This window comes from Arthrobacter sp. D5-1, from assembly GCF_017357425.1.
Taxonomy (GTDB): Bacteria; Actinomycetota; Actinomycetes; order Actinomycetales; family Micrococcaceae; genus Arthrobacter.
The window spans coordinates 3775409-3788080 of record NZ_CP014571.1; the positions used below are offsets into that span (position 1 = coordinate 3775409).

General features: G+C 63.4%; 10 protein-coding genes. 3 read left to right on the forward strand and 7 right to left on the reverse strand.

What is annotated here, in order from left to right; genetic code table 11:
• Positions 1–8: 8 nt before the first annotated feature.
• The 6 genes from AYX22_RS17390 to AYX22_RS17415 form a co-directional block, all read right to left on the reverse strand.
• A complete protein-coding gene (locus AYX22_RS17390; protein ID WP_207594498.1) occupies positions 9–734 on the reverse strand; it encodes a DUF1961 family protein in 726 nt (241 codons plus the stop codon).
• On the reverse strand, positions 731–1402 hold the full coding sequence (locus AYX22_RS17395; protein WP_207594499.1) for a rhamnogalacturonan acetylesterase: 672 nt from the start codon (positions 1400–1402) through the stop codon (positions 731–733). Before AYX22_RS17395 ends, AYX22_RS17390 begins: the two co-directional genes overlap by 4 nt.
• Before the next feature lie 56 nt (positions 1403–1458).
• A complete protein-coding gene (locus AYX22_RS17400; RefSeq protein ID WP_172325940.1) occupies positions 1459–2331 on the reverse strand; it encodes a carbohydrate ABC transporter permease in 873 nt (290 codons plus the stop codon).
• Positions 2331–3305, reverse strand: coding sequence for an ABC transporter permease subunit (locus tag AYX22_RS17405; RefSeq protein ID WP_207594500.1), 975 nt, complete (start codon positions 3303–3305; stop codon positions 2331–2333). Before AYX22_RS17405 ends, AYX22_RS17400 begins: the two co-directional genes overlap by 1 nt.
• Positions 3302–4831: an extracellular solute-binding protein gene (locus tag AYX22_RS17410; RefSeq protein ID WP_207594501.1), complete on the reverse strand. Its 1530-nt coding sequence runs from the start codon at positions 4829–4831 to the stop codon at positions 3302–3304. Before AYX22_RS17410 ends, AYX22_RS17405 begins: the two co-directional genes overlap by 4 nt.
• A gap of 225 nt (positions 4832–5056) precedes the next feature.
• Positions 5057–5731, reverse strand: a complete 675-nt coding sequence (locus AYX22_RS17415; protein ID WP_207594502.1) for a DUF624 domain-containing protein — start codon at positions 5729–5731, stop codon at positions 5057–5059.
• A 338-nt stretch (positions 5732–6069) separates the two neighbouring features.
• Between AYX22_RS17415 and AYX22_RS17420 the strand changes: the two genes are divergently transcribed.
• From AYX22_RS17420 to AYX22_RS17425, 3 genes are read left to right on the forward strand one after another with little or no spacing between them, the layout of a single operon-like run.
• Positions 6070–8166 carry a DUF6807 family protein gene (locus AYX22_RS17420; protein ID WP_207594503.1) on the forward strand — a complete coding sequence of 699 codons (2097 nt, stop codon included), beginning with the start codon at positions 6070–6072 and terminating at the stop codon, positions 8164–8166.
• A complete protein-coding gene (locus AYX22_RS24150) occupies positions 8163–9332 on the forward strand; it encodes a hypothetical protein (RefSeq protein ID WP_242703384.1) in 1170 nt (389 codons plus the stop codon). Before AYX22_RS17420 ends, AYX22_RS24150 begins: the two co-directional genes overlap by 4 nt.
• Complete coding sequence (locus AYX22_RS17425; protein WP_242703646.1) at positions 9239–11299, forward strand: family 78 glycoside hydrolase catalytic domain; 2061 nt, start codon at positions 9239–9241, stop codon at positions 11297–11299. The genes AYX22_RS24150 and AYX22_RS17425 overlap by 94 nt, the downstream gene beginning before the upstream one ends.
• Before the next feature lie 6 nt (positions 11300–11305).
• Here AYX22_RS17425 and AYX22_RS17430 read toward each other — a convergent pair whose 3' ends face one another.
• Positions 11306–12595, reverse strand: coding sequence for an extracellular solute-binding protein (locus AYX22_RS17430; RefSeq protein ID WP_207594504.1), 1290 nt, complete (start codon positions 12593–12595; stop codon positions 11306–11308).
• Positions 12596–12672 lie beyond the last annotated feature (77 nt).

The window sequence follows — 12672 nt, forward strand, 5'->3', positions numbered from 1 at the left end:
ATCCTACGTCATGGTTTCGTGTGCGCTGTCACAGGGCGCCAGGGCTGCAACTGGGTAATGGAGAGGTTCCGGTAGGCGGCTCTCAGGGGTGCCATCTGGCGAATACCGAAGTACCCGCCCCTGAGGGGTGCGCCCGCAGGATCGGTCCATTCAAAGAGCAACAGCTGGTTGATGGAGAAGGCTACCCGGGGGCCGTCCTTGATCACTTCCATACGATAAAACCCATCGGCATCCGCGGCAGGTGGAAGCGGGTCGGCTCCCTGCGCCACGAGCTCGAAGCCCGCGCTCTTGCGCAGATTGCAGGTTCGGAACGCGCGCTCGGAAGCGTGCTTGTGCCGAAAGTATGAGACGTGGAGGGCGTCCATATCTCCCGAATGGTATTGCGGATAAAAGCCTGTGCGGGGAGCCAAAGCGGGAGAGAACAGATCTTCGCCTCTGTGGCCGGCGGCTGCGAAGAACACCATGGCGAGGCCTGGCTCCTCCAACGGGAGGAACTCCCACGAGATCCTCACGTGATCAGGAAGTTTCTCCGGGCACCAGAGCGTCCAATGAGCGTGGTCTCCGTACTCCTCCGCATCGAGGGAGCCCGACAGAACCAGGGCGCTGGTGCCGTCGCCGCCCGAGCCCGGGCCGCCGTCGTCGTGCGCCACCTCATGCGTTCCGAACTGAACCGGCCCCTCCGCCACCCAATCAGCCACATCCGCAGGACCGCGCAGCGGGTTGGAGTGAATCATGCACGTGCGCCCGCGTTGAGGGTTGCCGACAGGCCGTAGCCGAGGGATTCCAGCTGCTCCGCCACGAAGGAAGCGATCCGCCGGGCGCCCTTCTCATGGAAGTGGGTGTTGTCCTCAAGGCCGCCGGCCCAGTGTGCGTGCTCGCCCGGAGCAAAGTGGAAGAAGAGCTCCTTGGAACCTTCCTCTCCCAACTCCTGGTAGAGGGAACGCGTCCACTGGTTGAGGTCGATGACGTCCAGGCCGAGCTCGAGACCAAGCTCCCGGACCACCACGGGGTAGTCCCCCAGGGTGACCTCCAGTTGTCCGTCCAAAAAATGCCTGCGTTCCACCGAGGTGCACAGGATGGGAATGCCACCCTTGCTGCGGACCTCGGCCACCATGCGCTTGAGGTTGTCCGCGTAGCCCGTGCGCGCGGCCAGCTGTTCACGTTTCTGGTCGTTGTGCCCGAACTGGATGAGGACCAAATCGCCCTGGACGGTCTGGTTGATGAGCTGGTACCAGAGGCCTTCCTCGCGGAACGACTCCGTGGTGGCACCGCCCTTGGCGTAGTTGTGAACGGCAGCCCACCAGTACGTCTCGGGCGCAAGATGGGCGCCCCAGCCACTCATGGGGTACTCGAAGCTGGGGCAGGCGGCAACGGTGGAGTCGCCCGCGAGGAGGATTTTCATGGGTGTCCTTTCAGATGATGCAGCGGCAATACACGGCCGCCTTGCTGCAGCGGCGTCTAGCCCTTGACCGAACCGATCAGCATGCCCTTGGCAAAATGCTTCTGCAGGAAGGGGTAGAAGATCAGGATGGGCAGGGTGGCCACCACGATCACGGCGAACTTGATGCCCTGTTCCGGCGGAATATAGGAGGGATCCACATTGCCGGTGCCCAGGAGGTCCGAGGCTGCCGTGACCTGGCGCAGGTACATCTGCAGGGTCCACATGTTGTTATCGCTCAGGTAGAGCAAGGGTGACATGAAGTCGTTCCAGATTCCCACCGCGTAGAACAGCGCGAACGTAGCCAACACCGGCTTGGACAACGGCAGCAGGATCCGCCAGAGGATGCCAATTTCCGTGGCACCGTCCATTTTGGCGGATTCTTCCAGCTCCTGGGGGAGTTCCTGGAAGAAGTTCTTGATGATGATCAAGCTGAACGGGTTGATGGCCGCGGGCAGGATCAGCGCCCAGTAGCTGTTCAGCAGGCCCAGGTCCTTGACCAGCAGGAACGTGGGAATCATGCCGCCGGAGAACACCATGGCGAAGACCACCAGGGACATGATCAGCTTCCGGCCCCGCAGGTTTTTCTTCGCCAACGGGTACGCCATGGTGACAGTCAGGATGAGCTGGATCAAGGTGCCGACCAGCGTCACCAGGACGGTGGTGATGAGAGCCCGTGTGAAGGCGGGTGTGGAGAAGATGTATTCGTAGGCGCCCAGCGTGAATTGCTCGGGCCAGACGAAGAACGCCCGCCGGGTGATCTCGGCCTCGTTGGCGAAGGACCCGGCGATCACGTAGACGAACGGCAGCAGGGTGATGATGCCTACCAGGCTCAGGAAGACGTAGTTTGCGGCATCAAAAACCCGTCCGCCGCGGGTGTTGTGGATCTTCATTAGAAAAGTCCGCTCTGGTTGAACCGCTTGGACAGCCAGTTGGTGCCAAAGATCAGCACGATTCCCACGAGGGACTTGAACAGCCCGACGGCGGTGCTGTAGCTGTAGGCGCCTTGGGTGATGCCCACGAAGTAGACGTAGGTATCGAAGACGTCGGCCACGCTGCGGTTAAGTGCGTTGGTCATGAGGTAGATCTGCTCAAAGCCGGTGTTGAGCATCTGCCCGATGGCCAGGATGAGCATCACAATGATGGTGGAGCGGATGCCCGGCAATGTGATGTGCCAGACGCGACGAAACCTGCCGGCGCCGTCGATAATTGCTGCCTCATACTGGTCCTGGTCCACCGTGGCCAGCGCGGCGAGGAAGATGATGGTGCCCCAGCCGGTGTTCTTCCAGATTTCCTGGAGAACGATCAAGGGCCGGAACCAGTGGGGATCGGACAAGATGTCCACGTTGGTCCCGAACAAACCGTTCACGAACTGGAACAACGGTCCGATGTCCAAGGCGAAGAGCAGGAAGCTCAGCGACGCCACGATGGTCCAGGACAAGAAATGCGGGATGTAGACGAGCGTCTGGACGGTGCGTTTGAGCACCGACAGACGGACCTCGTTGAGGAGCAACGCCAGGATGATGGTGAGCGGGAACGCGATGCCCAGGTTCAGGAACGCCAGGATCAGCGTATTGCCCAGCAGCCGTGGAAAGTCCGGGTTCGAGAAGAAGTCCGTGAAGTGGGTGACACCCACCCAAGGGCTGCCATTGACGCCAAGGAACGGAACGTAGTCCTTGAAAGCGATGGACACGCCGTACATGGGCCCGTACCTGAAGATCGCGAAGTACAGGACTCCAGGCAGCAACAGCAGATACAGCCACTTGTAGTGCGCGAAGTGGACGGCGAACCCGCGCCGCCGCACCGGCGCGGGCGGCTTGGTGGCCGCCCGCTCCGAGGCCTTGGCTTCCATAACCGGGGTTGTCACTTCTTGTTTTCCTGCCAGAGTTTATTAATTTCTTCCTTGACCTTGTCACCGCCGCTGGTGTTCCACAGCTTGATGGCGTCCTTCAGGCCCTGCTCGTCGGTCTGCCCGGCGAGGTACTTGATACGGGCGTCCGCCACGATGTTGTCCAACTGCGCGCCCTTGGCAACGTAGGTGGGCGAGACGAAGGCAGCTGCCGGGTTGTACACGGCGCTCTTGAGGTCCTCTGCCATGACGGCGACGCGGTCATCGAAGACCTTCTGCTCGTACTCGGAGGCCTGCTTGACCGGGTAGAAATTGTTACCCGTGACGTTGGTGCCAAGCTGGGCGAAGCTCTTGATGTCAGTGTTGACCACCTTGCCCTCAGGGGTTTCAGGCTTGATGGTGGCAGCCAGGCCCTCTTCGAGGGTGAAGTTCACGCCCTCGATGCCATTGTTCATGAGAACGGCAACGTCCTTGCTGTTCAACTTGTCCAGGAAGCTGAGGACGTTCTTCAGGTCAGCCTCGGTCTTGACGCTGGACTTGGGAATGGCCAGGAAGCCGGAGTAACCGTCGGTGGGGTGGGCGTGCAGTTCGCCGTCCGGTCCCTTGAGGCTGCCCACGAAGCCCACTTTGTTTTCAAAGTCGTTCGGGTTGGCCTGCTTGAAAAGGTTGATCAGCACGCTGACGCGGGAGTCAACGTCCACGATGATGCCGCCCTTGCCGTTGAAGAACGGTTCGTTCCACTTGGTGCCGTCGAACGTGGCGAAATCGGGGTTGATGAGTTTCTCGTCCACCATCTTCTTGATGAAGCGGTTGGCTTCGAGGAATTCGTCGGTTTCGAAGCTGGGGACCAGCTTGCCGTCCCGCTCGGTCCAGCGGTTTCCGGCGCCGTACCAGGTCTCGATCAGGTCATAGGGGCTGTTGGTTCCCAGCGCGCCCCATTTGGGGATGGTGATCCCGTAGGTGTCGTTCTGGCCATTGCCGTCAGGATCCTGTTCGGTGAACGCCTTGGCTACTTTGTAGAGGTCTTCGGTGGTCTCGGGCGCCTTCAGACCCAGCTTGTCCAGCCAATCCTGACGGAACATGACCGCTGCACGGATCGGGTTGCGGCCGCGGTAAACGCCGTAGACCTTGCCGTTGACGCTGGCATTCTGCTGGACCTCCGGGAAGGTGGTCTTCAGGTTCGGATAGTCGTTGAGCTTGTCCGTGAGGTCCCAGAAGGCGCCCGCTTCAGCGTTCTTCACGAAGCCCGGCGTTTTGCCCTGCACCACCAGGACATGCGGAATCTCCGAAGATGCCAGCGTGATGTTCATCTTGTCTTCGTAGGACGCGTTGGGCGTCCACGTGATGTTGACGTCCTTGCCCGTGAGTTCCTCAAGCTTCTTCTGTACGGCGCCATCGGCTGTTGGCGGCTGCGCCTCCAGGAACGGCGCCATGATCTTGACGGAGGAAAGGTCCGACGCCGGCGCTTCGCCACCACAGGCGGTCAGCGCCAGGGCTGCGGAAACGACGACGGCGGCGGCCAGCGTGTGTTTTCTACGGATCATTTTCTTACCTGCTCCACTTCATCGGGGTTGGTGTCTTTCGACTCTTGGTATGACGGCACACCCGGGAATCTTTTGAGGGTCCACATGTGCTGGCCACGTGCATCTTGATACGTTTCATTAGTACTCGCGCCGGAGGCATTCGGGACGAGTTCGCTGCTTCCTTGGACATCGAGGGAACGGTGAAGGACCGGCGGCCCGCTCAATGCGGGGCGGGCGCGGGTGGGTTCAGACAAGGCTGGCCTCCGTACTGTGGGTCGTGATGGAAACAGGGCCGCCGCCAGTGGCTGACATCGCCTCATCGTTGGCCGTAAAGAAGCGGTCACAGAGCCACCCCGTGACATAAAGCCATGCGCCAACGCCGAAGAACGGAATCAGCCCCGGAACCGACCGGCATACGAACAGGGCGGCCGCTGTGACGAACAAGAGAATCACAGTTCCCGCCAGATGGCGCATCGCAAAGCGTGAGGACATCAGGAAGTACTGCGGAATGGAAAGCTCGTAGCGGGCGAACATGGGGAACAAGTAGCAGACTGCGCCGGCGGCAAACAGGGCCGCCATGAGGATTCCAGCGGAAGCGATCTGCGAGCCAAAGTCCCAGCCTGCAGAGAAGTAGCCCCAGTTCAGGGTCAGGGCAATGCCCACCGCAATCAGGGGCAAGCCCAAGGCGTTGCCCTTGCCGAAGTTGCTGAAGTACTCCTTCGCGAAGCGCCGCATCAACGGCGCGGCATCTCCCCGTACCTTGTTGCGGACCAGGACGTGGGCCGCAGCGGTGCTGGGGCCGATTCCCAGGACAACTCCACCGAGGACAGTGAAGGCAATCCACAACACATTCAGGCAAGCTATCCAGACGAGTGTGTCGAAGAGCGTGTACGCACGGAATCCAAATCCACCCGAGGCCATGGCGCTCCCCCTTTCTCCATCGTTGCAGAATAGGCCCGCGTGACCATGGATGGCGATTGCTGAGGAGTCTCATAGCAGCCGCTGCAGCCGGTCAGTTGGGGTCGGCCCATGTGGGCCGCATCACTAAGCAAACGCTTTCCCGTCAACTTAGACGCTGGGCAAGGGTGGAGTCAAGATCATTCTTGAATCGTTACATTAGTCGTGAAGCCGCGCTACACTGGGCGGGAGCCGGAACTGGGAAAGCGCTTGCTGGGTATAGCCTGAACCCGCCGGATACTTACATGAACACCCTGACGACGGCGTCACCGCCTTCGTTGCAGCGCCAGCCGAGGAGAGCCATGGACACCCCTTCCATCGAGTCCATCACCAGCCCGCGCGGGGCCGCACCGTCGCCCGCGCCGGTACCCGCACCCCGGACCGCTCCCGCCAGGATTGCCCTGGTAGGAGTCCACGGCTTCGGAGCACACCACCTCCACAACCTTCATAGGCTGAGCGCGCAGGGAGCGGTGGAACTCGTTGCCGTGGCGGACCCCAATCCCCCGTCCGCCGGCGCGTTGCCCGGGACAACTGCTGTCCATGCCACCCTCGATGACCTGCTGGCCGGCGATCACCACCCGGAGGTGATCATCGTGGCTACTCCGATCCAGACCCACGCCCCGTTGGCTTTGTCCGTCCTCGCATCCCACTCCCACCTCTACCTGGAAAAACCCCCGGTAGCCTCCATGACGGACTTCCGCCGACTCAAGGAGGCCGCAACCGCAGCCGGACGCAGCGTACAGATCGGTTTCCAGAGCCTGGGTTCCCATGCATTGGGCGCTTTGGAGCAGCTGGCCAACGGCGAAGCCACGAAGGAACTTCCCGGCATCGGCACGCTCAAGGGCATCTCCGCTACCGGCCGCTGGGTCCGCGACCGCGCCTACTACAAGCGCTCGCGCTGGGCGGGCAAACGCAGCCTCGACGGAGTGGACGTGGTGGACGGCGTCGCCACCAACCCATTGGCCCACGCGATTGCCACTGCCCTCCGCATCGCCGGAGCCCGCCAGGCAGAAGACCTGGCATCGGTGGACACGGACCTCTATCGCGCCAACGACATTGAAGCGGACGATACCTCCGTGATCCGCATGAAGACCGTCAACGGACTGCCCATCACGTGCGCCCTCACGCTGTGCGCCACCGAATCCGTGGAACCGTACGTCACGCTCCACGGCACCGAGGGAACAGCGGTGTTCCATTACACCGAAGACCGTGTCACGGTCCGCACCGAAGCAGCTGAAACCACCCATGTCTTCGGGCGGGACGATCTGACCGAGAACCTGCTCCAGCACCTGAGCCAGGGCACCGCCTTGCTCAGCCCCTTGGATCACAGTGGCGCTTTCATGCGCGTCCTGGAAGCCATCCGGACAGCCGCGGCTCCTGCCGTGATTCCCCCGGAATTCCTGACCTGGGTGGGATCCGGCGATCAAGCCCATGCAGTGATCCCCCGCATTGAGGACATCCTGGAACGGGCCACCTTGTCCCATGCAACGTTCTCCGAACTCGGCCTGCCGTGGGCGCGACCAGCCGCGGCGGGCTCCGAGGCTCTCTTCGCCCCCGCTGCGGATTCTGAGGGTGCCGGTGATGGAGATCCCAAGGAAGAAGCTCCTACTGCCATCTTCCGCAGTGGAAGCGGGCTCAACACGGCGTTGTCGCCGCGGCCTTACCTTCATCCGGTGACCACCCGCGGCGGCATCGTGGTGACAGACCACCTTGCTTCGGACCACGTGTGGCATCTCGGCGCCGGATTCGCGCTGCAGGACGTCAACGGCAGCAACTTCTGGGGTGGACGCAGTTATCGCCGGTCCGCAGGAAAATACGTGGATCTGAACGACCACGGCAGAATCGAGGTCGCCGCAATCACCCAGGGCCCGGAGCACTCCACAGCGGACCTCCACTGGCTGGCCGCCGACGGCGGCTTGCTCCTGGAGGAACGTCGCTCGTTCCGTCGTTCGCTCATCACCCCACGAACGTGGCGGCTGGACATCACAACGGAACTCACCGCCGTCGTGGATGCCTCGCTGGGTAGTCCTGGCTCGCACGGTGCCGCGGGAAGTGGCTACGGCGGCTTCTTCTGGAGGCTTCCTGCCAATGCCTCTCCGCGCGTGTTCTCCTCCACAGCCGAGGGCGAACCCGCCGTACATGGTTCAGTGACGCCGTGGCTGGCGTGGACCGGAGAGTTCGACGGCGGCCCGGCCACGTTGGTGTTTGGCGCACCTTCCGAGTCCCCGGACCCATGGTTTGTGCGATGCAGCGGCTACCCGGCCGTGGGTTCGGCGCTGGCGTGGGACTCCGCCGTGGAGTTGGCTGCGGGCGAAGCACTGACCCGTTCCATCGCGGTGTGGATCAGTGACGGAATACTCGGCACCCCTGACATCGAGGACTTGGTGTCGGCTCGATGATTTCCAACGCCCCGGCATCACCACTCCTCGCGACGAGCCTCACGGTGGAGGGCCGGACGCATTGCCTGATGGCCCCGGCACGGCCCAGGTTCGCCTGGCTGCTGGATGCCGGTCCTTCCGCAGACACGCGGCAATCGTTCCAAGCCGCGTACCGAATCCGGGTGATGGACCGCGGCGGAACACAGGTGTGGGATTCGGGCACTGTGGTCACAGACCAGCAGCACCACCAGTCCTCCACAAGCCCCGAAAACAGCCCCAACCTCAGCCCTGACAGTGACTACCAGTGGACCGTCCAGGTCACGGACTCCACCGGTGCTGTGGGTGAGCCGGGCGCTCCGGCATGTTTCAGCACAGGGCTCGCCGAATCGGGAACCAGCGGTTGGAACGCCGAGTGGATCCATCGTGCCCCGGGAGGCCGCGCGCCACTGGAAATGGTGGAAGGGTTGCTGCGTGTGAGCGGCTCGCCACATCTTCCCTGGCCTGTATCAGCCAGCGGCAGCACGGTGATCGCCGCCCGCTTCCGCTTGCGTCTTGGTACTGCCGGGATTCTCCTCCGCAGCGAAGGACCCGGAACCGGGCTGCTGCTGGAAATGAAACCCAACAGTACAGCCGTCCTCCGGCAGGCTCCCGCCTGGGAGATCGGCGCCATGGCTGCGCCCGCCACGGAGGCACTGGCTGAAACCCCGGACTTTGGGGCAACCGCTGTTTCACGGGCGGGTGCCACTCCCCACGACGGCTGGCAGGACCTGGTGGTCACCGACGACGGGCAGCGCATCACCGTCACCATTGACGGCGCCACGGCCTTGGACTCGGACGTTGAAAACACCGGGGGCACGGGCATCGCCTTCCACCAAGGACCACGGAGCCAGGCCGAATACCTCTCCCTTGATGTCCGGAGTGACGGGAAGACCCTCCTCAGCAGCGACTTCACCGCCCCTGGCTCCCTGGCAGGCTGGACCAACACCACGCCCCTCCGCCAGCCCGACGAATGGACCCTTGCCAAGGCAACCTGCAACCTCAAGCGTCCTGTGGTCCGTGCCCGCCTCTGTTCACCCTCAACGGCACTCCTTGCCTGGAGACCACCAACTTCGGCTACCCGGGCGAACACTTCTACAACGCCGCCGACGTCACGGAGACACTGCAGTCGGGCGGCAGCGCCACCCTGACCGCCGTCGCGCATTGGTACGGTCCGGGCCAGGGCCGGGCGGCCGTCCGCCCGGGTGTGCTGGCCCAACTGACGGTGGAGTACGACGACGGCACGCGCGACGTATTCGGATCCGGGCCGGGGTGGCTGGTGGCCGAGGGGCCCTACCGCCAGAGCGGGTACCGCAACGATGAAGGCGACCCGGTAGAGCACTTCGATGCGACTGCGTGGCCGGCCCCGGAAGGCTGGCACCCGGCGCTCTCGCTCGGGGTCCACCCCGTCCCGGATTTCCCGGCCCTCAGCCCCAACCACGCAAGCGTCGCTCGGAACCATGCCCCCGCCGTCGCCATTTTCACGGCCGCGGACGGCACACCGGTGGCGGACTTCGGCACAGTGATCCCCGGGCGCCCGGTTGTGGAGTTCCTCCGGGGCCGGCACGGGCGGACCGTGATGCTCCGTGCCGGGTACAACCTGCAGTCCGATGGCCGTGTGGACCCGGGAAAGACTCCCAGCCAAAACACGGACATGGCGTTCCCTTACACACAAAAGGACGGCCCGCAGCGCTACGAGGCAGCGGTGCATCTAGGGTTCCGCTACCTCGAATTTCCCGGTGTGGGCATCGAGGACCTCGGTGCGGTGGGCGCAACGGTCATCCATGCCGAACACCCGGCCGAAGGCAGCTTCCACAGCTCCGACGGCACGCTGAACCGGGTCTTCACGCTCCTTCGCGACTCTGCGTTGCTGGGTGTGCAGGAACAGTTCGTGGACACGCCCACCCGCGAAAAGGGCCAATTCCTGGGCGACGCCGTGAACATCTCCTACGCCACCATGGCGTTGTTCGGTGAGCGTCATTTCACGGCCAAGGCTCTGCGCGAATTCGCGGGATCTGCCAGGCGCTACTGGGATTCGCCCGATCAGCGGGGCCGCTACAACGCGGTGTATCCCAACGGCGACGGCAAGCGCGACATCCCCGACTTCTCGCTCATGATGCCCGAATGGGTGGAGGACTACCACCGGCTCAGTGGGGATGACGCCCTGGTCCAGGAACTCCTCCCCTGCCTCCAGGACACGGCCGGTTACGTGCTCCGGCACATCCCCGCCAGTGGTCCCACCGCCGGGTTGGTCACCGAGCTTGGCGGCGGCGCGGGTCCGTACCTCCACGGCATCGTGGACTGGCCGGCACCGGGCCGCTTCGGCTACGACATGGACTGCGCGGCGCGCACCACGGTGAACGCCCAATCCTGGTCAGTGCTCGACGCCGTCAGCCGGCTCTGCGGGTCTGCAGGCCTTACACCCGAGGCCGCCCGGTACAGGAAAGCTGCGGATGGGTTGGCCGGGCACATCAACACCCGGCTTCGCGTGGACGGCGTGATGGTGGATGGTTTGTACGCCGACGGCCGGCCGAGCCTGAATGCCTCACAGCATGCGACGTCGTACCCGTTATCGCTGGGCATTACCCCGACCGTGCACGCGGCCAAGGACGCCGAACGCATCGCCGGAATGGGCATGCGGCAAGGCCCCATGACGGTGCACCGGCTGTTCCGGGCGTTGCTTTCGCAGGGGCGCGTGGACGCTGTCCTGGATCTCCTGACGGAGCCAGGCCGGCCCGGCTGGGCACGATTGCTGGAAGCCGGCGGGTCCTTCACCTGGGAGGCCTGGGAACTCGACGAGGGCAGCGACTACAGCCAGTCCCACGCTTGGTCTGCCTCCGTAATCCGGGAGATCCTTGAGTACCTCCTCGGTGTCCGGGTGACAGCGCCGGGAGCGTCCGCCGTCGTGATCCAACCGCCGGTGTGCCGTCTGGAAGGTGCCGCGGGCAGCGTGCCCACGCAGCGCGGAGCGGTTGCCGTTTCCTGGCAGCGGACGGCCGACGGCATTGAACTGGAGTGCAGCATTCCCGCAGGCGTAACGGCCCAGGTGGTCCTTCCCGACCGTACAGTTTCGGCCAGGCCCGGCACGTGGACCTTTGGCCCACGAGACGGGGTCTGACGTGGGCTAACCCAGCGCGCTCTTGGCTTCGTCCATGGCCTTCTTGGCAGCTTCTGTGGGTGACATCCGGTTGAAGTGCACTTCCAGTCCGTAACGGCCAAAAGCCTCGACGGCGGAACTGGAACCTGCCGGAGGTACCGGCACTGCGTCTCCCAACTCGGAGGAGATCTCGTCAATGAACTTTGCCGTGGCTGCGTCTTCCGGTGTCAGCTTGGGCAGGACTGCGGCGCGGACTTCCGAGTTGCCCGGGATACCGCGATCTGCGAGGGCAATCTCGCCGGCCTCAACATTGTTGGCCAGGAAGTCAATGAACTTCTGCACCTCGGCCGGGTGCTTGGTGCGGGAACTCGCCGACCAGAACTGTGAGGACTTGTAGAACTGCTTGGCACTCGCGGCGCTGCCGTCCGTGCTCGGTGGACGGTGGATCTCCAAGGGGTGGCCGGACGCTTTGGTCAGGGCGCTCAGCTGGTTGGACCAGTACCAGGCAAGCCCGAACCTGTTGGTAGCCAGGCCCTGCTGGTCCACGGAAGCGGTGGCGTCCTCGGTCATCACCGAGGCGGGCGGCACGGCCTTGGAATCGCGGAGTTCGGCCTGGTATTCGTACCAGCCCGTCAGGTCGCCCTCGTCAAAGCCGAACTTGCCGTCAGAGGTAAAGAGCGACTTGCCGTGCTGACGGAACCAGAGATTCATGGGAGCGTCGCCGCTGACGGCTCCGGAACCATAGACGCCGCTCTTGCTGCCTTCGGTGATGGCGGCCGCCGTCTTGTTGTATTCGTCCCAGGTCCAGGTCTTGTCATCGGGCAACGTGACACCGCTGGCCGACAGGAGCGATGGGTTGGCCAGAACTACCTGGGCGTTCACGCCGGCAGTGACGGCATACTGCTTGCCTTCAACCTTGCCTGCGTCTGCAACGGCAGCATCGAACTTGCCCAGGTCTACGTCCTTCAGTTCCAGGAGGGCGCCGCGCTCGGCGTACTCGCCCAGGTAAGCGGCATCCATTTGAATGATGTCCGGGGCGTCCTGCGAGGCAACCTGCGTAGCGAGCTTGTCCCAGTAGCCGGACCAGTCGCCGTATTCGCCCTTGACCTTGATGGTGGGATTCCGGGCCTCGAAAGCGTCAATAAGTTTTTGGGTCATCTTGTGGCGGACGTCCGAGCCCCACCAGCTGAAGCGCAGGGTGACTGTGCCATCGGGGGCGGACTGCGGCGAGCTCCCGCAGCCTGTCATGGTGATGGCTATAACGGCCGTGGCTGCTGCAGCTTTGAGCGCGAACTTCTTTGTTGCACGGATCGACATCTGGGGTCCTTGTCTTGGCAGGGGAATCTTGCAGATGCACGTCGGAGAAAACGCTTTCTCAGCCTAGGTGTGCTCTA